This window comes from Mesorhizobium sp. LSJC280B00, assembly GCF_000502835.1.
Taxonomy (GTDB): domain Bacteria; phylum Pseudomonadota; class Alphaproteobacteria; order Rhizobiales; family Rhizobiaceae; genus Mesorhizobium.
Genome location: NZ_AYVL01000008.1, coordinates 141,620 through 165,423, shown reverse-complemented (window position 1 = coordinate 165,423; position 23,804 = coordinate 141,620). Strand labels below are relative to the sequence as shown.

The following is a 23,804-nucleotide window of genomic DNA, read 5'->3' as shown; positions in this document are numbered from 1 at the left end:
GATCTCCCCACTTGGGGGGGAGATGCCCGGCAGGGCAGAGGGGGGTGCTTGGTGCCGACTTGCGAGATGTTCTCCTGTGAACGTCTTCGTCCTCTACGCTCATCCTGTGGAGACCAGCTTCAACGCCGATCTGCACCGGACGATCATCGAGCGGCTGAAGGCCGCCGGCCATGTCGTCGACGACTGCGATCTCTATGCGGAGGGTTTCGATCCCAGGCTGACGCGGGCCGAACGGCTGTCCTATCACGACGAACGCAGCGACGGCGATCCGGCGTCAGCCTATGTCGAGCGCTTACTGCGGGCCGAGGCGCTGGTGCTGTCGTTTCCGGTGTGGAACTTCGGCTATCCGGCCATTTTGAAAGGCTTTTTCGATCGCGTCTTCCTGCCCGGCGTGTCGTTCAAGCTGGTCAACGGCAAGGTGCAGCCGTCGCTGCACAACATTCACAAGGTCGCGGCGGTCACCACCTATGGCGGCAGCCGGTTCCGCGCCATGCTGATGGGCGACCCGCCGCGCAAGCTGGTCAATCGGGTGCTGCGCGCCACCATCAAGCCTGGCGGGTCGGTCTCCTATCTCGCGCATTACTCGATGAACCTGTCGACGAACGAGACGCGGACGAAATTCATCGCGAAGGTCGCTGCCAAGATGGACGCGTTCTGACGCGGGAGGGGACTTTTCCTTCTCCCCTTGTGGGAGAAGGTGGATCGGCGCGTAGCGCCGAGCCGGATGAGGGGTGCTGGAAGAAACGNTTTTCCTTCTCCCCTTGTGGGAGAAGGTGGATCGGCGCGTAGCGCCGAGCCGGATGAGGGGTGCTGGAAGAAACGCGGCGTGGGAAGATTGGGACGGGAGCGCTAAACGCTAATTCCGTTGAGGTAGCGATCCTTCCAACACCCCTCATCCGACCGAGCTTCGCTCGGCCACCTTCTCCCACAAGGGGAGAAAGAAAAGAGTTACATCCGCACCCGTTCCGATTTCGGATCGTACATCGGCTTGAGCGAGGCCTCGGCGGCAAAGCGCTCGCCGGCGATCTCGATTTCGTAGGACGACGCCAGGACGTCCGCCTCGCTTTCGCCCTTGCAAGTCACGTAGCCAAGCCCGATCGCGCCGCCGAGATGATGGCCGTAATTGCCCGAGGTGATCGGGCCGACGATCGTGCCGTCGCGCAGGATCGCCTCATTGTGGAAGAGCAGCGGCTCGGGGTCGTTCAGGCGGAACTGCACCAGCCGGCGTGACAGGCCGGTTTCTTTCTTCGTCAGCACCGCATCGCGGCCAAGGAATTCGCCCTTGGCCGTTTTCACCGCGAAACCCAGCCCGGCCTCCAGCACATTGTCCTCGTCGGTGATGTCGTGGCCGAAATGCCTGAAGGCCTTTTCGATGCGGCAGGAATCCAGCGTATGCAGGCCGCATAGCTTCAGGCCGGCGTCAGTGCCGGCTTCCGCGATCGCTTCGAAGACATGGGCAGCCTGGTCGGTCGAGACATAAAGCTCCCAGCCGAGTTCGCCGACATAGGTGACGCGGTGAGCGCGGGCCAGGCCCATGCCGATCTCGATCTCCTGAAACGTCCCGAACGGGTTGTTCTCGTTGGAGAAATCGTTCGGGCTCACCTTTTGGATCAGCTTTCTCGAATCCGGGCCCATCAGGCAAAGCACGGCTTCGGCCGCCGTCACATCGGTGACGACGACGAACTCGTCGGCAAGGTGTTTTCTCAGCCAGGCCAGGTCGCGTTGCAGCGTCGCACCGGGCACGACGAGCAAGAAGGTCGTTTCGGACAGTCGCGAGACGGTGAGATCGCTCTCGATGCCGCCGCGCTGGTTGAGCATCTGGGTATAGACGATCTTGCCCGGCGCCACGTCCACGTCGTTGGCGCAGAGCCTTTGCAGGAAGGCGCAGGCATCGCGGCCTTCGACACGGATCTTGCCGAACGAAGTCATGTCGAACAGGCCGACGCCGTTCCTGATCGCAAGATGTTCCTCGCGCTGGTTGTCGAACCAGTTCTGCCGCTTCCAGGAATAGCGGTATTCGCGCTCCTGGCCGGGCCTAGCGAACCAGTTGGCGCGCTCCCAGCCGGCGACCTCGCCGAACACGGCGCCGCGCGCCTTCAGATGTTCGTGCAGCGGCGAGCGCCTTATGTTCCGCGAGGTCGCCATCTGCCGGTAGGGGAAATGATCGGCGTAGAGCAGGCCGAGCGTTTCGGAGACGCGCTCTTTGAGATAGCGGCGGTTCTTCTGGAACGGCTGGGCGCGGCGGATGTCGACCTCCCAGAGGTCGAAAGGCGCTTCGCCATCATTGATCCATTGCGCCAGCGCCATGCCGGCGCCGCCGGAGGAGACGATGCCGATCGAATTGTAGCCGGTCGCCATCCAGTAGCCGGAAAGCTCCGGCGCCTCGCCGAGATAGTAGCGGTCGTCGGGCGTAAAACTCTCGGGACCGTTGAAGAAGGTGTGAATACCGGCGGTGGCCAGCATCGGCATGCGGTTGACGCCCATTTCGAGGATCGGCTCGAAATGGTCCATGTCCTCCGGCAACTGGTCGAAGCAGAAATCCTCGCTTATGCCGTTCATGCCCCAAGGCTTGGCCACTGGCTCGAAAGCGCCGAGCATCATCTTGCCGGCATCTTCCTTGTAGTAGGCACACTCGTCCGGCACGCGCAGCACCGGCAGGCGGGAGAGCCCGGGGATCGGCTCGGTGACGAGATAGAAATGTTCGCAGGCGTGCAACGGGATGGTGACGCCGTTCTGGGTGCCAAGTTCGCGTGCCCACATGCCGGCGCAGTTTACGACGATATCGGCCTCGATCAGGCCTTGCTCGTCGCCCTGCGCCCAGGAAACGCCGGTGACGCGGCCGGCCCTGGTATGGACCTTGGTCACCTTGACGTTCTCGACGATCGTTGCACCGCGCTGGCGCGCGCCCTTGGCCAACGCCATGGCGATATTGGCCGGATCGCACTGGCCGTCGAGCGGCAGGTGCACGGCGCCGACCACATCTGACACATTGAGATGCGGGTACATCTGCTTGACTTCACGAGGCGAAATCTCGCGCACATCGACATCGAAGGCGCGGGCGAGAGACGCCTGCCGATAGATCTCGTGCTTGCGCTCCTCGGTAAGCGCCACCGTGATCGAGCCGACCTGGCGCATGCCGGTGCCGACATCGGTCTCGGCCTCCAGCTTGACGTAGAGGTCGGCCGAGTATTTCGCCAGCCGCGTCATGTTCTGTGAGCCGCGCAGCTGGCCGATCAGGCCGGCGGCGTGCCATGTCGTGCCCGACGTCAGCTGCTTGCGCTCGAGCAGCACGATATCGGTCCAGCCGAGCTTGGCCAGATGATAGGCGACCGAGCAGCCGGAGACGCCGCCACCGATGATGACCGCCCTCGCTTTGGGGGGAATGGCCTTGGTCGGAATGGTTTTGGTGGGTGAGGCGCTCATGCGGCCTCACGGCGATAGAAGGAGGCGAAGCGGCGCAGGCGTGTGGCGGCCTCCATCAGCACCGGCTCAGGCTGGCAGAGGCTGAAGCGGATGTGGCCGGCTGCAGCCTCGCCGAAGCTCGAGCCGGGCATGACGCCGACCTTCTCCTGGTCGAGGAAAGCCCAGGCGAATTTTTCGTCGTCCGGCTCGATCGCCGATATGTCGAGCATCACATACATGCCGCCTTCGGAGCCGCGCACGGTGACGTTGTTCATACCGCGCATGGCATCGAGAACGACGGCGCGCCTTGCGGCATAGCGCTCGGCGATCTCCTTGACGCCGTAACCATTTTCGAGCGCCTCAGCGCAGGCGAGGCTGATGAAGGCCGGCAGGCCGTAGGTCATCACCAGATTGAGGTCGGTCAGCAGCGAGACCATCTCCTCGGGCCCGGTCAGCCAGCCCATGCGCCAGCCGGTCATGCCGTGGCTCTTCGACATCGAATTGATGACCAGCGTGCGTTCCGCCATGCCGGGCAGCGAGCGTGGTGAGACGTGCTCGCCGCCGCCCAGCGTCCAGTAGACCTCGTCCGACAGCAGCCATAGGTCATGCTCGCGGCAGATCTGCGCCAGATCCTCCAGGCGCTCTCGCGAATAGACGGCGCCCGTGGGGTTGTTGGGCGTGTTGATCAGGATGGCGCGGGTGTTCGGCCGAAGGGCGGCGCGAATGTCGGCGGCGCGCGGCTGAAAGCCATCCTCGGCGGGGGTCTCGACGACGCTGAACTCGGCGCCCGCCGCACTGAAGGTGTTGGGATAGGTGGCGTAATAGGGCGCGACGACGATGGCATGGTCGCCCTGGTCGAGAACCGCTTGAATGGCCGCGTAAAGCGCGGCCTGCCCGCCCGGCGTGGCGATGACCTGGTCGGGATTTGTCGCAACGCCGGTGCACCGCATCGAGGCCGCCGCCATCGCCTTGCGCAGGCGTGGAACGCCGGCAAGCGGCGTGTAGTGGTGATTGCTGGCGCGAACCGCCGTCACGCAGGCTTCGATCGTCTCGCTCGGCGTGTCGAAATCGTGGTCGCCGACCGACAGCATGATGATGTCCTCGCCGGCCTGCTTGCGCGCCCAGGCAGCGGAATGAACCTCCCAGCCATCCTTGCCCGAAGGCACGATGCCGGAAATGCGCGATGATGGCCTGGGCATTATGCTGCTCCCGAAATTTCATAACCGGCCTGTTCGAGCCGGTCGCGCAGCGCGGCGATGTGGGCCGGTCCGACTTCGCAGCAGCCGCCGACGATGCCGGCGCCGGCCTCGACCCAACCGACCGCCTGGCCGGCATAGGCATCCGGATCAAGGTCGTGGCGGGCGTGCAGCACTTCCACGGTACCGCCATGCTTGAGCGCCTCAATCGAGGTGAAGCCGTTGGCATAAGCGCCGACCGGACCGCCGAGAGCGATCAGTTCGGGCAGCGCTGCAGCGATCGCTTCGGGCCGGCAGCAATTGATCAGCCGGGCCGCGACGGGCAGGCCGGCAAGAGCGCCCGACGCCGCCGCAATGGCTTCGCCGCTGCGCAGGCGCGGCGTGCCGTGGTCGGCAAGCGTCCACGACACCCATAGGGGCTTGCCGCTTTCCGACGCCGCGGTGACGGCGGCGCGCGCCTCTTCGGCCGACGCCATGGTTTCGCACAGAAACAGATCGACGCCGTCCGCCTGCTCGGCAACGATACGGCGATAGATGTCGAGCGTATCCTGGAAGGATATCGTCAGCGCCGGCGCATAGCTGCCGAACAGCGGCGACAGGCAGCCGGCGATCGCCGCGTCGCCGGCCTGGTCGCGGGCTTGCCTTGCCAGTTCGATGCCGCGCTTCTGCAGCGGCTTAAACAGCTCTTCCGCGCCTTCGCGTGCCAGCCGCTCCGGCGTGGCTGAATAGGTGTTGATGGTGATGACGCGGGCGCCGGCGCGGATGAATTCCGCATGCAGGTCGCGCACCAGATCCGGTTCGTCGATCAGCACCCTGGCCGACCACAGCGGCGTCGGCTCGGAACTGCTACGGCGGACCAGCTCCTGGCCCATGCCGCCATCGGTGAGGATCACTTTCTTCATGCTCTGAGCCTCTCGTTCTTTGGATCCCATAACGGCTCATCCTTCTGCACGACCGCCCGAAAACGTTCGCCGAAGATCTCGATCTCGACCGCGGTTCCCGGCTCGGTGAGGTCGGCGCGCAGCATGCCGAGCGCGATCGACCTGTCGATGCGATGACCCCAGCCGCCGGATGTCGTCTCGCCGACGATCCGGCCGTCATGCCACAGCGTCGACATGTAGGGCGCATCGCAGTCGCCGGGGTTTTCGACAACCAGCGTGACGAAGCGCTTCTTGATGCCCTGCTGCTTCTCGTTTTGCAGCGCCGTCTTGCCGCGGAAGTCGGGCTTATCCCATCTGACGAATCGCTCCAGCCCGCCCTGCAGGATCGAGTAGTCGGTCGACAGGTCGCCCTTCCAGGTACGGTAGCCTTTTTCGAGCCGCAGCGAATCCAGCGCGTACATGCCGAACGGTTTTAGTCTATGCCTCTTCCCGGCCGCCCAGACGGCGTCGAAGATGCCTAAGGTATCGTCGACCTTGCTGTGGATTTCCCAGCCGAGCTCGCCGGCGAAGGACACGCGCACCAGCTTTGCCCAACGTCCGGCGATACTGGTTTCCTGATGCGTCAGCCAGGGCAGGGTGAGGTCGGCTGCGCAGAGTTCGGCGAGGATTTTTCGCGAGTTGGGGCCGGCGAGGATCTGGGTGGAGTATTCCTCCGTCCTGTCGATCAGCTTGAATGTGGCGTCCTTCGGGATGCGCGACTTCAGCCATTCGAAATCATGCCACTGAGCCACAGCGGCGGTGATCAGCGTCATCAGGTTCTCGTCGTGGCGGACCACCGACATTTCGGTGACGATGCGGCCCTTGTCGTCGGCAAAATAGACGAGGCCGATGCGGCCGGGTTTCGGCACCAGGCCGGTCACCTGGAGGCTCAGCCATTCGGCGGCACCCGGACCGTCGAGATTGAAACGGGAGAACCCCGGCAGGTCCAGAATGCCGGCGGCATCGCGGACGGCGAGGCATTCCTCGCGCACACGATGCTGCCACGGCCCGTCGCGGCGGAAGGTCAGCGTGGATTCTTCGGAGATGTCGTCGCCTGCGTTCGTATACCAGGTGGCGCGTTCCCAGCCATTATAAGCATCGAACCGGGCGCCGAGTGCCTTGATGCGGTCGTGGAGCGGCGACAGCTTGCGGTCGCGCCCGGCCGGCCAGGCATGGCGCGGGAACTGGATGGCATATTCGTTGCCGTAGATCTCCATGCCCTTGGCGACGCAATAATCCGGGGCCGAGGCAAAGGCGGTGAAACGGCGTGGATCGCACGACCACATGTCCCATTCGGTCTGGCCTTCGGTCACCCACTCGGCCAGCACCTTGCCGGCGCCGCCGCCCTGGGCGATGCCGAAGGTGAAGACGCAGGCCTCGAAGGCGTTGGGCACGCCGGGCATCGGCCCGATCAGAGGGTTGCCGTCCGGCGCATAGGGGATCGGCCCGTTGATGACCTTTGAAAGGCCGGCGGTGCCGAGGATCGGCACGCGGGCGACAGCATCGGCCAGGTAATGTTCCAGCCGATCGAGATCGTCGGGAAACAGCTGGAAGGAAAAGTCGTCGGGCATCGGGTCGTTGTGGCCGACCCAGTGGGCGCGGCAATTGCGCTCATAGGGGCCGAGATTCATGCCGTTCTTTTCCTGGCGCAGATAATAGGACGTATCGACGTCGCGCAGCAGCGGCAGCTTCTTGCCCTGTTCCTTCGACCACGCCGCCAGTTCGGGGATTTCCTCGAACAGGATATATTGATGGCTCATCACCATCATCGGCACCTCGCGGCCGAACATCCTGCCGACTTCGGCGGCGCGGTAGCCGGCGGCGTTGACGACGATCTCGCAGCGGATCTCGCCTTGCGCCGTCTCGACCACCCACTCGTGATTGTCTCGGCTCACGCCGGTGACCGGACAGAAGCGGATGATCTTCGCGCCCATGTCGCGCGCGCCCTTGGCCAGTGCCTGGGTCAGCTGCGCGGGGTCGATATCGCCATCATTCGGATCGTAGAGCGCGCCTTTCAGCTCATGCGTCTCGATGAAGGGGTAACGGCGCTTAATCTCGTCGAGCCCGACCACGTCGATATCCATGCCCTGGTAGCGGCCCATGCCCTTGGCGCGCTGGAATTCCTGCATGCGCTCCGCGCTATGGGCCAGCCTGAGCGAGCCGGTGACGTGGTAGTTCATGGGATAGCGGACCTCGTCGGCCAGCCGGCGATAGAGCTCGGTCGAATAACGCTGCATGTTCATCAGCGACCATGACGAGGAGAAAGTCGGCACGTTGCCGGCGGCATGCCAGGTCGAGCCGGAGGTCAGCTCGTTCTTCTCCAGCAGCACGCAGTCGGTCCAGCCCGCCTTGGCGAGATGGTAGAGCGAGGAGGNGCGAGGAGGCGCCGACGGCACCACCTCCGATGATCACAACGCGTGCCGTGGTCGGCAAACCGGCCATGTTCTTCTCCGACTATTTGTTTTGATGCATGTCGTTGTCCCAAAACCGCCACGCACTTTTGGGCGACATGCATTCGTTCAATAGACAGGCGGCGAAACCACCCAGATGACGACAGCCGGCTCGGCTCCAGGATTGCGCCATCGGAACGGCTTGCCGTCGAAGCGGAAGGAGTCGCCTTCGCCAAGCCGGTGCCAGATGCCAGCAATTTCGATGTCGAAACTGCCCGAAGCGACGTAGCCGGCTTCCTCGGTCGGCCGGCGCGCCTCGGCCTTCATCTCGGCACCCGGAGCGAAGACCGAACGCAGCATCTCGAAGCTACCGCCGAGATCGGGCGACAGAAGCTCCTCCACCAGGCCGGAATCGCTTGTGCCAAGCGTGCGCCGGTTGCCGGCGCGCACGACCACGCCGCGCTCGGTCTCGACAGGCACGTCATGGCTGAAGAACAGGCTGACCGGCACGCCGAACAATTCGGCGAAGGCCCTGAGATCGCCGAGCGACGGGACCGACAGACCGCGCTCGACCTGGCTGACCCAGCCGACGGAACGGCCGAGCTTCAGTGCGATTTCAGCAAGCGTCAAGCCGCGCGCCTTGCGCAACGCGCGAATGTCGCCGGCCAGCAGCCGTTCGCCGCTGTCCTGTTCCGATCTGGCGGCGGTTGAGGGCAAAGCCATCCCTGTCTTGGTGAAAAATTCTCAGCAAATTTCATTTGATGGCGGGTTCATGAAAAAATCAAGAGGATTTTCACGCAACCACAAGATTTACTTGCGCCATTTTGACGGTTCGGGCAAAGGCTCGGCGCACGAGCGGCGAGTGGGGCGTCCGGTCGAGGCGGGTAGGCTATCGGGCGTTCAAAAAGACGCGCAAGGATGCTCCATCACTTCTAGTCGGCGCATGATCCTTCCGGAAAATCGGTTCGGGATCATACGCAAAAGGACGGCCCATGCTGGAAAACAACTCCCGGATTGCGGCGGCGATCGTCGATGACGCGATCACCTCGCGGCGGTCGGTACGCGCCTTCTTGCCCGATATGGTCGACGACGAGACCATCCGCGATATTCTCGCCGTTGCCGCGCGCGCGCCCTCAGGCACCAATATGCAACCCTGGAAAGTCTATGTGACCAAGGGCGAGGTCAAGCAGCGCATCACCGACGCCATCCTCAGCTCGGGCATCCGCGCCGAAAAGGCCGAGTGGGACGAGTATCGCTACTATCCCGACCAGTTCTTCGAACCCTATCTGACGCGACGGCGGGCCAACGGTTTCGGCCTCTACGGCGTGCTCGGCATCGGCCGGCGCGAGGTCGACAGGATGCGTGCGCAGCACGACCGCAACTTCGTCTTCTTCGACGCGCCGGTCGGCATGATCTTCACCGTCGACCGGCGGCTGAACAAGGGGTCGTGGATCGACTACGGCATGTTCCTGCAAAACATCATGGTCGCCGCGCGGGGCAGGAGCCTGCACACCTGTCCGCAAGCCGCCTTCGCGCCCTATCACCGGCAGATCAGGCCGGTGCTCAACATTCCCGACGAGGAGATCATCGTCTGCGGCATGGCGCTCGGCCATGAGGATACGTCCAAGCCCGAAAATGCCTTCCGCACCGACCGCGCGCCGCTGGAAGAGTGGGTGACGTTCGCGGAGTGACGTGAAGCGCCGTCCGGCTCTACTGCACTTCGTAGCCGACTTCCTCGCTCGCATGGCAGAGCGCTTTCCAGAACGAGCGGGCAAACGAGCGGAACACATAGATGTCGAACTGATCGGCGCCGGTGCGCTGGATCTGCGCGAAGATGTCGTGATGCATGGTCGAGCGGCCGGCGCCGATCGGGAAGGCCGGCAGCGCGAAGTCGATGGCGAAGAATTTCGCCAGCACCCACTCGGCCTTCGGCCCGGCGATACGGATCGCGGTGCGGCCGTGCGAAAGGTCGGTCACCGTACCGATGGCCGAAGTGACGACACTGGCAAAGGCCGGCGCCAATCCCTCGGCTTCATCGACCACAGTGAACTTTCCCGGCGCAAAGCCGAACACCGACCTGGCGCCGTTCGTCACACCGCCACCGGCGCCGTCGGGCAAAGCCAGGCCGGTGACCGCATGGATGCCGGCCATCAACTTCTTCTCCTCGCCGGGCCAGGCGGCGAGCTGCAGGATCGAACCCGGCCTGGTTTCGGAGAGGATGATTTCGACACCATGCTCGAAATTGCCATGCGAGCCCGGATGCAGCACCGGCTCAAGCGGCGATTGGCGTTCAACCATGCATGCGGCTCCCGTCCGGATCGAAGAAATGGTTGGAGACGATCTCGACCGGCCCGAACCGGTTGCGCAGCGGGTCGGAGACATAAGCGCGCGTGCCGCGCCGCGCCTTGCCGCCCTTGACCAGGGCAAGCGCGATATATTTACCCAGCGCCGGCGAATAGCAGCAAGCGGTGATGTGGCCAAGCGAGCCGTGCGGATTGGCTTCGTCAAGCTCCTCGACGATGTGTGCGCCGCCATTGAGCGGCTGGTTGTCGAGCGAAACAATACCGACGAGTTCCAGGCGGTCGGGCGCGATCAGCCCCTCGCGGTCCATCATCGCCGAACCGATGAACGGCTTCTTCTTCGACAGCATCCAGTCGAGATGCAGGTCGCGTGCCGTGGTACGGCCGTCGATCTCGGCACCGGTGACGTGGCCTTTCTCGATGCGCATGGTGCCCAGCGCCTCCAGCCCGTAGGTCACCAGCCCGAACGGCTTGCCGGCTTCGATCAGCGCCTCCCAGACATGGGTGCCGTAGCCGGCGCCGGAATAGACCTCGAAGGCCATTTCGCCGGAGAAGGACAGCCGGCAGATCATCACCGGCACGCCGGCGATTTCGCCGTGGACGATGCCCATGAAGGGCAGGGCGGCATTGTCGACGGCAGTGCCGCTGACGCAAGCAGCCAGTATCTGCCTTGCCTTCGGCCCGCCGATGGCGGCACCGGCCCATTGGTCGGTCACCGAGGTGACGTGGACCTTCAGCGCCGGCCAGATCACGTCGAGGAAATATTCCAGATGCTGCATCACCTTGCCGGCATTGGCGGTGGTGGTGGTCATCAGGAAATCCTGCTGGCCGAGGCGCCACGTGGTGCCGTCGTCAAAGGCGAGACCGTCCTCGCGCAGCATCAGCCCGTAGCGCGCCTTGCCGACGGCCAGCGTCGAAAACATGTTGGTGTATAGGCGGTCGAGGAATTCCGCCGCGTCGGGGCCTTGCACCGCGATCTTGCCCAGTGTCGAGACATCGACGATGCCGGCGCTCTCGCGCGTGCCTCTCGCTTCGCGCACATAGGCCTGCTCGATCGTCTCGCCGGGATGGCCGTAGATCATCGGCCGATACCACAGGCCGGCGGAATACATGGTGGCGCCGTTGGCGACGTGCCAGTCATGCATCGGCGTCAGCCGCTCGGGCTTCAGATCGCCGAAGCGTTCGGCGGCTAGCGAGCCGATCGACACCGCCGAAAAGGGCGGGCGAAAGCGCGTCGTGCCGACCTGCGGGATCGGCTTGCCCAGCGCCTCGGCCATTATGGCCAGGCCGGGTATGTTGGAGCTCTTGCCCTGGTCGGTTGCCATGCCGAGCGTGGTGTAGCGCTTCAGATGCTCGACCGAGACGAAGCCTTCGCGATGCGCCAGCCGCACGTCATCCGCCGTCACGTCATGCTGGAAGTCGACGAAGCTTTTTCCTTCGGCCTTGATCTCGAACACCGGCGCCGGATCGGGATCGCCAGGTGCTGCCTCGACGGCAGGCAAGGCCGCCGGCGTGGCGGTTGCGCCCGCAGCGGAAAGACCGGCGGCGCGACCTTCGGCGATCGCCTCGGCGGTGGAGAAACTGCCGGTGAAGGCGCCGGCGCCGATCCATTGCTGTGTCGTCGGCTTGGGCGGCAGGAACGCTTGCAATGCTTCGTTCCATTCCGCTTTGGCTCCGGCCTGGCTGGCCAGATGAATGGTCGGCGACCAGCCGCCCGACATCAATAGGCAATCGGCGTGGATGCTGCGCGCATCGCCGGAAAGCGCGCCGTTGACCATGTCGAAGCGCTGCACCTTGAAGCCGGAAAGCGCCTTGCCGCCCTCGGTGGCGATCACCGCGTGGCCAGAAAGGATCTCGGCCTCGGTCTCGCCGGCCAGCTTGCGCATTTCGCTCGAAAGCTCAGGGCGCACGTCGATGATGGCGACGACCACGGCGCCGGCCTTCTTCAGCGCCAGGGCCGCGCGATAGGCGCTGTCATTGTTGGTGAACAGCCCGATCCTGTCGCCGGGCAGCACGCCATATTCAATGGCATAACGCTCGGCAGCATGCGCCAGCATTACGCCTGGCCGATCATTGCCTGGAAAGACCAGCGGACGCTCCAGGGATCCGGTGGCCAGCACCACCGACTTGGCGCGGATCGTCCAGTAGCGATGGCGCGATTCGCCCTTGCCGGGCGTTTCCTTGTGGTCGGTGACACGTTCGAGCGCGGCAAGCGTGTTGCCGTCATAATAGCCCCAGACGGTGGTGCGCGGCAGCAGGCGGACATTGTCACGGCCTTCGAGCTGGCCGGCGGCGCGCGCTGCCCAGTCGGCGGCCGGCATGCCATCGATCGTCTCGCCCGACCAATTGGCCGAGCCGCCGAAATGCGGCTCGAGCTCGGCCAGGATGACGCGTGCACCCTGATCGGCAGCCGCCCTGGCGGCCATCAGCCCCGCCGGGCCGGAGCCGACTACCAGCACATCGCAGAACGCGTTCATGCGTTCGTAGCGCGCCGTATCGGGAGCCGTGCCTGCCTTGCCCAGGCCGGCGGCACGGCGGATGAAATGCTCACAGAACATCCAGAAGCGAGTGCCCTTCAGCGGACCGATCACCGGTCCCATGAAGGTCTTGTAGTAGAAGCCGGCCGACAAAAGCTTGCCGCCGAGCTGGTTCACGGCACTGATGTCCCAGGCAAGCGAAGGGAAGCGGTTCTGGCTGATTGCGGCCAGCCCGTCATAAATCTCGACCATTGTGGCGGGGATGTTCGGCTCGCGAACCTCGCCCCTCAACACTGTGACCAGCGCGTTCGGTTCCTCGACGCTGGCGGTCAGCAGGCCGCGCGGGCGGTGATATTTGAACGAACGCCCAAACAGGGTGACGCCGTTGGCCAGCAGCGCCGAAGCCAGCGTGTCGCCGGCATGGCCGGTATAAGGCGCGCCGTCGAAGGTGAAACGGATGGTCCGCAGCCGGTCGATGCGGCCCCCGGCCTCTGTACGGCGCGGGCTCATGGCTTGTCCTCGGCCCGGTGCCGCGCAACCGAGTTGTGGTCGCCGCGCGCGAACGCGGTGCTGGAGATCTCGTGCGTCAGCGTGTTGCGCACGACCCTGAGATGGGCGCGGCAGCCGCCGGAATGCTGCCAGATCTCATTGTGGTCGCCGGCTGGATTAAGCCGGTCGTAGACATAGGCGTTCCAGGCGTCGAGGTTCTGCGAGGCGGGCTGTGGGCGCTGGCGATTGCCGTCGCCCTGATAGGTGAATTCGATCACGTCGCGCGGGCCGCAATAGGGGCAGGTGATGAGCATGGATCTCTAACCTAATGCAGCCGGGGCGTGGCGCCCTGGCCCTTGTCGTCGATCACCAGGCCACGGTAGAAGCGGTCGAGCGTGAAGGCCGCGTTGAGACCGTGCGGCTCGTCCTTGGCAATGGTCCAGGCAAAGCACCAGCCGGAAGCCGGCGTCGCCTTGAAGCCGCCATAGCACCAGCCGCAGTTGAGATACATGCCCGGCAGCGGACCGGTGGTGATGATTGGCGAGCCGTCCATCGACATGTCGCAGACGCCGCCCCATGAGCGCAGCATGCGGACACGGGCCAGCCCAGGGAACAGCGCCAGCATCTCGCTCATCACCTCATCGACGATCGGCAGGCTGCCGCGTTGGGCGTAGCTGTTGTAGCCGTCGAGATCGCCGCCATAGACAAGGCCGCCCTTGTCCGATTGCGACATATAGAAATGGCCCATGCCGAAGGTCAGGACCGTATCGATGAACGGTTTTAGCGATTCCGTGACGAAGGCCTGCAGCACGTGGCTCTCGATCGGCATGGTCTCGATGCCGGCAAGCCGCATGACCCGCCCGGTGCTGCCGGCAACCGCGACCGCTACCTTTTTTGCGCGGATTTCGCCACGCGTTGTCGTGACGCCGGTGATGCGGTCGCCGTCGCGCAGGAAGCCGGTGACCTCGCAATTTTCGATGATGTCGACGCCGCGGCGATCTGCGCCGCGCGCATAGCCCCAGGCGACGGCGTCGTGGCGGGCGGTGCCGGCGCGCCGCTGCATCAGGCCGCCGACGATCGGGAAACGCGCGGTGGCTGAGACGTCCAGTGCCGGGACCAGGCGCGCGATTTCGGCCGTGGTCATCAGTTCGGCGTCAACGCCGAGATGGCGCATGGCGTTTCCGCGCCGGGCATAGTCGTCGAGCTGGGCAGGTGTGTGGGCGAGGTTCAGGCAGCCGCGCTGCGAGAACATGACGTTGTAGTTGAGGTCATGGGCCAGGTTCTCCCACAGCTTCATCGAATGCTCGTAAAAGCGCGTGTTGGCCGGCAGGAGATAGTTGGAACGGACCGCCGTGGTGTTGCGGCCGACATTGCCGGAACCGAGCCAGCCCTTCTCCAGCACCGCGACATTGGTGATGCCGTGCTCCTTGGCGAGATAGTAAGCGGTCGACAGGCCATGGCCGCCGCCACCGATGACGATCACGTCGTAGGACGCCTTCGGGTCGGGTTTGCGCCAGGCCGGCCTCCAGTCCTTGTTTCCGGTCAGCGCGTTCTTGAGAAGCGAAAAGGCCGAATATTCCGCCATTCTTATTGTCATCCATTTCAGGCTTTGCGGCAGACTATAGAGCAGGCCGCCAACGCAAAGCCAAGATTGCGCCATCGCTTTTCGACTCCCCGACTTCGACCGGATTGGCCGACTTCGACTGGATTGGCCGACTTCGACTGGATTGGCCGACTTCGATTGGCGGACTTCGAAAACGAGCCGCCTGGCATGACTTGCCCCGTGATATGAGCGTCTTTATCAAGGACGTGCTTCAAAACTGCCTCTGCCGCCCGCGAGTCGCCAGAAAAATCATGTTCTTTCGTTTACTCCGCCTGGTCCTGATCGCTGCACTTGTTGTCTCGGCGCCGCCGTCGTTCGACGCGTTGGCGCAGGCGCTCGGGCAGGGTGCCGCCGGGCTGGTCACAGACCAGCAGAAGGTCATCCAGAGCCTGACGGCCAAAACCGACGATCTCGAGAAGAAGATACAGCAGGACGGCCAAGACGATGCCACCCTGGTGGAAATCCGCCTGCAATTGGAGGATCTGTCGCGGGCGGCGCTCACCAGCGCGCTGGCGTTCCGCTCGCGTCTCGGCGATATCAACGATCGGATCGAGACGCTGGGACCTCCGCCGGCCGCGGGCCAGCCGGCCGAGCCCGACATCGTGACCGGTGAACGCCAGGCGCTGGCTTCCGAAAAAGCCGAGATTAACGCCGTCATTGCCAGCGCGCAGAACCTGTCGATCCGTATCAGCGGGCTGATCGAGAAGATCGGCAATATGCGCAGCGAGCTGTTCCGCAATCAGCTCACCAAGCGCTACGTGCTGTCCGATGCATTGAGCCCGGAGGTCATTTCCGACGCCAACGACGAATTTACCAGTTTCTACAAGGCGGTGTCGTCCTGGCTGAGCTTCGCCTTCAAGTTCAAGTTCCAGGCAATTCTTGCCGCGACGTTGATGGCGCTTGCGCTGGCCGCTGTGCTTTTTGTCGGCGGGCGGCGCCTGTTCGGCCGCGTCTTCGAAGCCGATCCTTCCATCGAAGATCCATCCTATCTCAGCCGCCTGTCGGTGGCGTTCTGGTCGACATTGCTGCCGTCGCTGGCGGTTGGCGCCTTCCTTATCTCGACGGTCTTCTTCTTCAATTATTACAATGTCTTGCGCGGCGACATCGGCATCTTCCTGAATTCGCTGGTTGCCGTTATCGCGGTGGTGTTCTGCGTCAACCGGCTGACCAATGCGGCGCTGGAACCGCGATTGCCGAACTGGCGTCTGATCCCTGTCGAAACCGGCCCGGCGCGCTGGCTGGTGCGGCTGACGACTGCCATGGCCGTCGCCATCGGCATCAATTATTTCCTGTCGGTCGTCAACGACAAGATGGGCTCGCCGCTATCGCTGACCATCGCCAGAAGCTTTGTCGCCACCATCAGCGTCGGCGTCATCCTGATCCTGATGGGGCTGCTGAAGCCGTTCAAGGCTGCCGACGGGAGCTGGCGCCCGTGGCCGGCATGGCTGCGCTACACCGCCGTCGCGCTAGGGCTATTCACCATAGCGTCGGCGCTGCTCGGCTTTATCGGCCTTGCTATTTTCGTCTCGGTGCAGGTCGTGGTTACCGGCACTATCCTGGTCACCGCCTATATCGGCTTCCTGTCGGCGCGGGCGATCGGCGAGGAAGGTGGTTTCGCCAACACTTCGATCGGGCGCTGGCTAGCGGCCAATTCAAGCTACGAAGAGACCGCGCTCGACCAGCTCGGGCTTGTCGTCAGCGCCGCCATCAACATCATGATCGTGCTGGTGTTCCTGCCGCTGATCCTGTTGATGTGGGGCTTCCAGCCCGGCGACATCCAGGCCTGGGCCTACAAGCTGGCGACGGGCCTCACCATAGGCTCGGTGACGATCTCGGTCACCGGCATCCTCACCGGCGTCGTCGTCTTCATCATCGGCTATTTCCTGACGCGCTGGTTCCAGGGCTGGCTCGACGGTTCGGTGATGGCGCGCGGCCGGGTCGACACCGGTGTGCGCAATTCGATCCGGCTGGCGGTCGGCTATGCCGGCGTCGCGGTCGCGGCACTGGTCGGCATCTCGGCGGCCGGTATCGACCTCTCCAATCTCGCGCTGGTCGCCGGCGCCCTGTCCCTCGGCATCGGTTTCGGCCTGCAGAATGTCGTCTCCAACTTCGTCTCGGGCCTGATCCTTTTGGCCGAGCGGCCGTTCAAGGTCGGCGACTGGATCGTCGCCGGTGACATCAGCGGCACGGTCAAGAAGATCAGTGTACGCGCCACCGAGATCGAAACGTTCCAGCGGCAGTCGGTGATCCTGCCCAATTCAAACCTGATCAACAATGCGGTCGGCAACTGGACGCACCGCAACAAGCTCGGCCGCATCGATATCAAGGTCGGCGTTGCCTATGGCAGCGACATCAAGCACGTGCATGGCGTCCTGTTGGAGATCGCGCGCAGTCATCCGCTGGTGCTGAAAAACCCGGAACCCTTTGTGCTGTTTTCCAATTTCGGCCCGGCCGCGCTCGAATTCGAGATCCGCGTATTCCTGGCAGACGTTCTTAGTGGCAATATCGTCCAGAACGACATCCGCTTTGCCATCTTCGATGTGTTCGCTGACCAGCATATCGAAATTCCGTCGACACCGCGCGCCGTCGTCGAGACCAAAAAGCACGAGGCGTGGCCGATCGACGACGACAAGATCGAAGTCGAATTCGCCGAGCGGGAACAAGCAAAAGCCCTAGCGGCGGTCGAGGCGAAACGTCTCGCCAAATCAGCACGCAAGGTGCGGAAGCCCGATCCTGACTAGCTGTTTGGAGCTTGCCTTCAAGCCTTCGGAAACCAATTGCGGCATGAATGCGGCATTCAGTTGCCGTTCAGCTTGCATTGCATATAAGCTCACCTGCAAACGGCGAGAATGCCTTGCGAAATGCAACAGAGGCGGTGGCAACACCGATACTGCAAAATGTGGAAGTCTCTCGTCGCCGCCATCGCTTTTCTGGCCGTTGGCGGTTCGGCCCATGCCGCCAGCGCGGTCAACAAGGACGCCGAGACCCGCACGCTGATCGTGACGGAAGGCGGCGGCAAGACCGAGCTGGCGCTGGCCGCCGGCGAAACCGTGGAATTTTGCCCGAGCGGCTGTTTTGTTACCTTGCCGAATGGCGACCTCGAGGCGCTGACCGGTTCGGAAACCATTGAGATCTCGGGCGGCGTCGCGCGCATCAAGTAAAGTCGACGCCATGATTTTTGAAGGCCGGGCAAACGCCCGGCCTTTTATTTGCTTCCGGTAATCGGCGATGAAGGTATGCACTTTTCTTCGAAGCTGCGCAGGACGGGCTCTAGCAGCGCCTTCATACCGAGCAGGGCGAAGGCGTAGGTCTAACTGCATTCGACGGGCTGGTGGCGCGGGCTTTTTTGGCGATGTCGCAAACAGGCTGCAAGCGCGGCGCCGCGCCGCCCTATAGTCTGCTCGCAATAGCATCTTGGAGTCGCGGGCAATGGCAGGGTTTCCGGAAAAGGCGAAGGTCGTCATCGTTGGGCTGGGCGGCATCGTCGGCGCATCGGTCGCCCATCACCTGATCGAGCGCGGATGGGACGATATTGTCGGCATCGACAAATCGGGCATCCCGACGGATATCGGCTCGACGGCGCATGCCTCCGACTTCTGCTACACGACCAGCCATGATTTCCTGTCGTGCTGGACGACGCTCTATTCCATCGATTTCTACGAAAAGATGGGTCACTACGCGCGCATCGGCGGCCTCGAGGTCGCCCGCGTCGGCGACGACGCCCGCATGGCGGAGATCAAGCGCAAGATCGCCTCGGCGAAGGCCTTCGGCACACGCGCCCGCCTGATCGATCCCGCCGAGATCAAGGAAAAATTCCCGCTGATCGAAGAACAGATGGTACAGGGCGGCCTGTGGGATCCCGACGCCGGCCTCGTCATCCCGCGCTCGCAGACCGTCGCCGGCAAGCTTGTCGATCAGGCGGAAGCTTCCGGCAAACTCAGGGCGTTTGCCAATACGTCGGCCAGGTCGCTCGTCATCGAGAACGGCCGCATCAGGGGCGTGGTGACAGACCGCGGCACCATCGAAGCCGACTATGTCGTGGTCTGCACCGGCATCTGGGGACGGCTGATCGCGGAAATGGCGGGCGAGGACCTGCCGGTCATGCCGATTGACCATCCGCTTACCTTCTTCGGGCCGTACACTGAGTTCGCCGGCACCGGCAAGGAGATCGGCTGGCCGCTGCTGCGCGACCAGGGCAACTCGGCTTACATGCGCGATACCGGCGACCCCAAGACCGCCGAAGGCGGGCAGATCGAATGGGGTTATTACGAAGAGACCAATCCGCGCCTTTGCCATCCGCGCGATATTCTCGAGAAAAACGAGGCGCGGCTTTCGCCGTCGCAACGCGATCTCGACATGGAGCAGATCATGGCGCCCCTCGAGCGCGCCTTGGAACTGACGCCGATCCTGGGCGAGCTGGGCTACAATGAGAGCCATTCCTTCAACGGCCTGCTGCAGGTGACGGCGGACGGCGGCCCCTCGATGGGCGAAAGCCAGAAGGTCAGGGGCCTATGGTATGTCGTTGCGATCTGGGTCAAGGACGGCCCCGGCATGGGCAAGCTCATCGCCGACTGGATGACGGACGGCCGCACGGCGATCGACCACCACGCCATCGACTATTCGCGCTTCTATCCGCACCAGACCAAAGAGCAGTTCATCTGGGACCGCTGCACCGAAACGGCGATGAAGGTCTACAACCCGGCTGTCCATCCGCGCGAACCCTTCTCCAAGGCCCGCAATGTCCGCCGCTCGCCCTTCTGGGAGCGCGAGAAGGAACTCGGCGGCTATTTCATGGAGCTCGGCGGCTGGGAGCGCGCCCATGGCTACGCCGCCAACGAGCATCTGCTCGAGAAATACGGCAACCGGGTGCCGGTGCGCCAAAACGAATGGGATAACCGCCATTTCTGGCGCGTCTCGAATGCCGAGCATCTCGCCATGAGCGAGGATTGCGGCATCGTCAACCTGTCGCATTTCGCCATGTACGACGTGGAAGGCCCGGACCATGTCGCGCTGATGGAATGGCTGTGCGCGGCAAAGATCGGCGGTGACGGCAATATCGGCAAGGGCATCTATACCCATTTCCTCGACGAGGAAGGCATGGTGCGCGCCGACCTGACCGTCATCCGCATGGCCGACCGCTGCCGCGTCATCGATGGCGCCGATGCCGGACCGCGCGACTTCCAGTACATGCGCCGGACGGCAGAAGACAAAGGCTTCGACGTTACCGTCACCGACGTGACCGAGAAGTACGTGACCGTCGGCATCTGGGGTCCGAACGCCCGGGCAACATTGGGCAAGGTCGTGGAAAACGCCGACGGGCTGACGCCTGAGAATTTTCCCTTTGCCGCGATCAAGCCCGTCAGGATCGCCGGCAAGGACGTGACCGCCTTCCGCATCTCCTATGTCGGCGAGCAAGGCTGGGAACTGCATATGCGCTACGAGGACGGCCTGGCTGTCTGGGACGCGCTGCGGTCGACCGGCGTGATGGCCTTTGGCGTCGAGACCTATGCCAACAGCCGCCGCATGGAGAAGAGCCTGCGCCTGCAAAACGCGGACCTCTTGACCGAATACAATCTGCTGGAAGCCGACCTTGCCCGTCCGAAAGTCAAGGAGGCCGATTTCTGCGGCAAGGCAAAGCATCTGGAATATCGCGCCCGGGTGCATCAGCCGGCCATGCTTTGCACGCTTATCATGACGGACAATACAGATTCGAATGGTGTTCCCCGCTATCCGGTTGGCACGATGCCGGTGATGGACCCGCAAACCGGTGAGACGCTCGTCGACGAGCTCGGCCGCCGCTCCTTCACGACCTCGGTGGCCTATGGTCCGACCCTCGGCAAGAACATCGCGCTCGCCTACCTGCCCTGGGCGTATTGTCAGGAGGGCCGCAAGCTGAGCGTCGAATATTTCGGCGAGAAGTACCCGGTCGAAGTGGCCGCCGTCGGCTACAGGCCGCTCTACGACCCGGAGAACCTCAATCCGCGCAGCTAAGCGTTGCTTGCCTGCCGATTCTCCACACAGGCAAGCCGAGCAGTGTGCCAGCAGGACCTGAATGCAGAAGCCCGATTCATCGTCGGGCTTTTCGCTTTGTGGAGCGATGATTCTCGCTTACCGTCGCGCTGCGATTGGGGGTGCCTTTGCGGCGGATCGGCTGGGACAGAAAAAACGATGCGCTTGTGTTTCAGCTGAACCGGAATATCCCGGTTCGCGTCAGCTGGACCTTCGCAATTCCCATTGTGCTGCCCTTCCTGAACGAGTAGGCGAGCCGACCCAAGGATGCACTGATCCATACCTCTATCTTTGCAGCGCTTCTGTTTGCGTCGATATTTCTGCACGAACTGGCGCACGCCTGGATCGGACGCCGACAAGGCGTCGCCACCGACAGGATAGAATTATATCTCTTCGGCGGGCTCACGCGTTTCAAACGCGCCGCAGCGCCATCGCCTGCCTGGGCGCGGATTGCGATAGCGGGTCCCCTGGCGAACGTCGCGCTCGCCGCGTTTTTCGATGCGGCCTATTGTCTGGTTTTTGGAGAACTCATCCCAGTTGCGCCCGAAGGGCCATTCGGGTGGCTGCCGTCAAGGTCGGCCGGTCCTCTGGAATGGACGCTTTGGATTGGCGCATTGTTGAACGTGTCACTTATCATTCTCAACATCCTGCCCGCCTACGATCTGGATGGCGGCGTGATTGCAAGACATTTGTTCCTGAGACGCTTCGGCGTCCGCCGGGCCGCGCAGATCGTCGGCATCTGCGGCATCGTACTTTCAATTCTGCGTTTTGCGATCATCTTGCCTGCCGCGGTTGCAGGTATTCTGTTGTGGCTTCCGCCGTCATTCAAGCCGAACTGGAGGGCAGCGCGCGGGGTCGGTGCTAGAAAACCGAAGCCGGACCCATCCTCCGAGACGGATGTCGAGAAGGCCGTGGAGTGGCGGGGGCGGGGCGGGCACCGCATCCACAAATGAAATTCGTTTTCCGGCGGTTCGCAAAAATGTGACCGAATGAGACCGGCTCTCCACCGGGCTTTTCTCTTTGTCGATCGGCGATTTTCGCTTACCGTGCGGCATGTCTGGTTTTGCCCGTGCAAGACATCTCGTCTCGGGTGCCGCCGCGCTGGCGTCGGTGCTATGGCTGACTGCAAACTCCCGCGCCGCCGAGCCGGTCGACGTCGAACTGGTGCTGGCAGTCGACGTTTCGCTGTCCATGTCGCCGGACGAGCTCGAAATCCAGCGTCATGGCTATGCGGCGGCGCTGACGCATGACGATGTCCTGCAGGCAATCGGCGAAGGCGCTCATGGCAAGATTGCCGTCACCTATGTCGAATGGGCTGGCGCGACCTGGCAGCAGGTCGTCGTGCCGTGGACGGTGATCGCCAATCGTGCCGACGCCGAGCGGCTGGCAGCGCAGCTTTCCGCTCATCCGCCGGCCAGTGCCAGGCGCACCTCGATCTCCGGCGCGCTGGAATTCGCCAGCGATCTCTTTGCTGAAAGCGGCTTCCAGGGCGTCAAGCGGGTGATCGACATTTCGGGTGACGGCCCCAACAACCAGGGCGCACCTGTCGATATCACCCGCGACGCGGTGATCAAGCAAGGCATCACCGTCAACGGCCTGCCGCTGATGACCAGGGGCGGGTTCAGCAGCGCTTACGATGTCAACAATCTCGACCGCTACTACAGCGACTGCGTCATCGGCGGGCCGGGCTCCTTCATGATCCCGGTCAATGACTGGACGCAGTTTCCGGAGGCCATCCGCCGCAAGCTGGTGCTGGAGCTTGCCGGTCCGGCCTCGCCGCAGCGAGCGGCGGAAGAGGCGGCGCATCCGCCATTGGTGCTGGCACAGGACATCCCCGTCACCGACTGCCTGGTCGGCGAAAAAATGTGGCGCGACCGCAGCTGGATGTACAACAGCCGCTGATGGCGGAGTTTGCTGTCGATGGTGACATACCGCAGTGCAGCATCTGCTTCATTGACAAGCCTGCGGGCGTCTGTGACACAATTCCCCATCCGAACACATAAAAGGGGAACCGACATGAACAGGATCGGAATTCTTGCCGCAAGCTTGACGCTTGCCGTCGGATTGTCCGCGCCGGCGATGGCCGCCACATCGGTCAGCATCGGCATCAGCGGATGGACCGGCTTTGCGCCGCTGACGCTCGCCAAGCAGGCCGGCATCTTCGAAAAGCACGGCCTCGACGTCACCTTGAAGAAGGTGCCGCAAGCCAGCCGGCCGCTCGCCATCGCCAGCGGCGACCTGCAATGCGCCGCCACCACGGTCGAGACCTGGCTGGTCTGGAACGCCAATGGCGTGACGACCAAGCAGATATTCCAGCTCGACAAATCCTACGGCGCCGACGGCATCGTCGCCCGCAACGACATCAAGACCGTCGCCGATCTCAAAGGTAAGTCGGTCGCGTCTTCGGCGCCGGGCACCTCGCCCTATTTCATGCTGGCCTGGGTGCTCAACAAGAACGGCATGTCGACCAAGGACGTGACGGTCGTCAACCTGGAGCCGGATGCGGCGGCGCAGGCGTTTCTCGCCGGCCAGAACGATGCGGCGGTCACCTATGAGCCGTTCATCTCGGCGGTGCGCGAAAAGTCCGACCAGGGCCATATCCTTGTGACCACTCTCGACTATCCGATGGTGCTCGATACGGTCGGCTGCGCGCCGGAGTTCCTCAAGGCCAATCCGGATGCGGGCAAGGCGCTTGCCGACAGCTATTTCGAGGCACTCGACCTGATCAAGAGCGATCCGGCGAAATCCTATGAGACGATGGGTGCTGACGTGAAGCAGTCGGCCAAGGAATTCGAAGAGTCGGCCAAATACCTGAAATGGGCCGACAAGGCTGAAAACAAGCAGTTCTTCACCAAGGAATTCCAGGACTTTTCCAAGACCGCCGGCGAGCTTCTGCTGCAGATGGGTTTGATCAAGGAAGCGCCTGACGTCTCGACATTGGCCGACACCAGCGCCGTCGCCGACTAACCGGCAGGATTGTCGCCCGGCGGCGGCGCGTGCGCCGCCGCTTTTTCATTC

16 protein-coding genes and 1 pseudogene are annotated in these 23,804 nt (G+C 63.4%); 8 read left to right on the top strand and 9 right to left on the bottom strand.

Annotated elements, in window-relative coordinates; genetic code table 11:
• Window positions 1-76: 76 nt before the first annotated feature.
• Window positions 77-658, top strand: coding sequence for an NAD(P)H-dependent oxidoreductase (locus X773_RS53140; RefSeq protein WP_023676544.1), 582 nt, complete (start codon window positions 77-79; stop codon window positions 656-658).
• Between the two features lie 290 nt (window positions 659-948).
• Here the strand turns inward: X773_RS53140 and X773_RS53135 are convergent, their stop codons facing one another.
• The 5 genes and pseudogenes from X773_RS53135 to X773_RS53115 form a co-directional block, all read right to left on the bottom strand.
• Window positions 949-3,423, bottom strand: a complete 2,475-nt coding sequence (locus X773_RS53135; protein ID WP_023676543.1) for an FAD-dependent oxidoreductase — start codon at window positions 3,421-3,423, stop codon at window positions 949-951.
• Complete coding sequence (locus X773_RS53130; protein WP_023676542.1) at window positions 3,420-4,601, bottom strand: pyridoxal phosphate-dependent aminotransferase; 1,182 nt, start codon at window positions 4,599-4,601, stop codon at window positions 3,420-3,422. The genes X773_RS53135 and X773_RS53130 overlap by 4 nt, the downstream gene beginning before the upstream one ends.
• A complete protein-coding gene (locus X773_RS53125; RefSeq protein ID WP_023676541.1) occupies window positions 4,601-5,500 on the bottom strand; it encodes a homocysteine S-methyltransferase family protein in 900 nt (299 codons plus the stop codon). Before X773_RS53125 ends, X773_RS53130 begins: the two co-directional genes overlap by 1 nt.
• A pseudogene (locus X773_RS53120) lies at window positions 5,497-7,960 on the bottom strand (FAD-dependent oxidoreductase). The gene X773_RS53125 and the pseudogene X773_RS53120 overlap by 4 nt, the downstream one beginning before the upstream one ends.
• A gap of 77 nt (window positions 7,961-8,037) precedes the next feature.
• Complete coding sequence (locus tag X773_RS53115) at window positions 8,038-8,631, bottom strand: XRE family transcriptional regulator (protein WP_031211731.1); 594 nt, start codon at window positions 8,629-8,631, stop codon at window positions 8,038-8,040.
• A 269-nt stretch (window positions 8,632-8,900) separates the two neighbouring features.
• On the opposite strand from X773_RS53115, the gene X773_RS53110 reads away from it, so the two are divergent.
• On the top strand, window positions 8,901-9,599 hold the full coding sequence (locus X773_RS53110) for a nitroreductase (RefSeq protein WP_023676539.1): 699 nt from the start codon (window positions 8,901-8,903) through the stop codon (window positions 9,597-9,599).
• 19 nt (window positions 9,600-9,618) lie between these two features.
• Here the strand turns inward: X773_RS53110 and X773_RS53105 are convergent, their stop codons facing one another.
• The 4 genes from X773_RS53105 to X773_RS53090 are packed head-to-tail and all read right to left on the bottom strand — an operon-like array spanning window position 9,619 to window position 14,759.
• Window positions 9,619-10,206 (bottom strand): sarcosine oxidase subunit gamma, encoded by a 588-nt coding sequence (locus X773_RS53105; RefSeq protein ID WP_023676538.1) that lies wholly within the window; start codon window positions 10,204-10,206, stop codon window positions 9,619-9,621.
• Window positions 10,199-13,195, bottom strand: coding sequence for a sarcosine oxidase subunit alpha (locus X773_RS53100; RefSeq protein ID WP_023676537.1), 2,997 nt, complete (start codon window positions 13,193-13,195; stop codon window positions 10,199-10,201). Before X773_RS53100 ends, X773_RS53105 begins: the two co-directional genes overlap by 8 nt.
• Window positions 13,192-13,488: a sarcosine oxidase subunit delta gene (locus tag X773_RS53095; RefSeq protein ID WP_023676536.1), complete on the bottom strand. Its 297-nt coding sequence runs from the start codon at window positions 13,486-13,488 to the stop codon at window positions 13,192-13,194. The genes X773_RS53100 and X773_RS53095 overlap by 4 nt, the downstream gene beginning before the upstream one ends.
• A gap of 11 nt (window positions 13,489-13,499) precedes the next feature.
• Complete coding sequence (locus X773_RS53090; RefSeq protein WP_023676535.1) at window positions 13,500-14,759, bottom strand: sarcosine oxidase subunit beta; 1,260 nt, start codon at window positions 14,757-14,759, stop codon at window positions 13,500-13,502.
• A gap of 269 nt (window positions 14,760-15,028) precedes the next feature.
• Between X773_RS53090 and X773_RS53085 the strand changes: the two genes are divergently transcribed.
• The 6 genes from X773_RS53085 to X773_RS53060 all read left to right on the top strand — a co-directional run bounded on the left by X773_RS53085 (window position 15,029) and on the right by X773_RS53060 (window position 23,753).
• On the top strand, window positions 15,029-17,518 hold the full coding sequence (locus tag X773_RS53085; RefSeq protein WP_023676534.1) for a mechanosensitive ion channel family protein: 2,490 nt from the start codon (window positions 15,029-15,031) through the stop codon (window positions 17,516-17,518).
• A 156-nt stretch (window positions 17,519-17,674) separates the two neighbouring features.
• Window positions 17,675-17,938: a hypothetical protein gene (locus X773_RS53080; RefSeq protein WP_023676533.1), complete on the top strand. Its 264-nt coding sequence runs from the start codon at window positions 17,675-17,677 to the stop codon at window positions 17,936-17,938.
• Window positions 17,939-18,206: 268 nt separating this feature from the next.
• Window positions 18,207-20,768, top strand: a complete 2,562-nt coding sequence (locus X773_RS53075; RefSeq protein ID WP_023676532.1) for an FAD-dependent oxidoreductase — start codon at window positions 18,207-18,209, stop codon at window positions 20,766-20,768.
• Window positions 20,769-21,058: 290 nt separating this feature from the next.
• Window positions 21,059-21,739, top strand: a complete 681-nt coding sequence (locus X773_RS79285) for a site-2 protease family protein (protein WP_348625929.1) — start codon at window positions 21,059-21,061, stop codon at window positions 21,737-21,739.
• Between the two features lie 100 nt (window positions 21,740-21,839).
• Window positions 21,840-22,688 carry a DUF1194 domain-containing protein gene (locus X773_RS53065; RefSeq protein WP_023676529.1) on the top strand — a complete coding sequence of 283 codons (849 nt, stop codon included), beginning with the start codon at window positions 21,840-21,842 and terminating at the stop codon, window positions 22,686-22,688.
• Window positions 22,689-22,802: 114 nt separating this feature from the next.
• A complete protein-coding gene (locus tag X773_RS53060) occupies window positions 22,803-23,753 on the top strand; it encodes an ABC transporter substrate-binding protein (RefSeq protein ID WP_023676528.1) in 951 nt (316 codons plus the stop codon).
• Window positions 23,754-23,804: the final 51 nt, after the last annotated feature.

Coding starts and splice junctions, on each gene's coding strand:
- X773_RS53075 (WP_023676532.1), top strand. CDS start 18,207: ATGGCAGGGTTTCCGGAAAAGGCGAAGGTCGTCATCGTTGGGCTGGGC.
- X773_RS53060 (WP_023676528.1), top strand. CDS start 22,803: ATGAACAGGATCGGAATTCTTGCCGCAAGCTTGACGCTTGCCGTCGGA.
- X773_RS53090 (WP_023676535.1), bottom strand. CDS start 14,759: ATGGCGGAATATTCGGCCTTTTCGCTTCTCAAGAACGCGCTGACCGGA.
- X773_RS53125 (WP_023676541.1), bottom strand. CDS start 5,500: ATGAAGAAAGTGATCCTCACCGATGGCGGCATGGGCCAGGAGCTGGTC.
- X773_RS53065 (WP_023676529.1), top strand. CDS start 21,840: ATGTCTGGTTTTGCCCGTGCAAGACATCTCGTCTCGGGTGCCGCCGCG.
- X773_RS53100 (WP_023676537.1), bottom strand. CDS start 13,195: ATGAGCCCGCGCCGTACAGAGGCCGGGGGCCGCATCGACCGGCTGCGG.
- X773_RS53095 (WP_023676536.1), bottom strand. CDS start 13,488: ATGCTCATCACCTGCCCCTATTGCGGCCCGCGCGACGTGATCGAATTC.
- X773_RS53135 (WP_023676543.1), bottom strand. CDS start 3,423: ATGAGCGCCTCACCCACCAAAACCATTCCGACCAAGGCCATTCCCCCC.
- X773_RS53105 (WP_023676538.1), bottom strand. CDS start 10,206: ATGGTTGAACGCCAATCGCCGCTTGAGCCGGTGCTGCATCCGGGCTCG.
- X773_RS53085 (WP_023676534.1), top strand. CDS start 15,029: ATGTTCTTTCGTTTACTCCGCCTGGTCCTGATCGCTGCACTTGTTGTC.
- X773_RS53110 (WP_023676539.1), top strand. CDS start 8,901: ATGCTGGAAAACAACTCCCGGATTGCGGCGGCGATCGTCGATGACGCG.
- X773_RS53130 (WP_023676542.1), bottom strand. CDS start 4,601: ATGCCCAGGCCATCATCGCGCATTTCCGGCATCGTGCCTTCGGGCAAG.
- X773_RS53115 (WP_031211731.1), bottom strand. CDS start 8,631: ATGGCTTTGCCCTCAACCGCCGCCAGATCGGAACAGGACAGCGGCGAA.
- X773_RS53080 (WP_023676533.1), top strand. CDS start 17,675: ATGTGGAAGTCTCTCGTCGCCGCCATCGCTTTTCTGGCCGTTGGCGGT.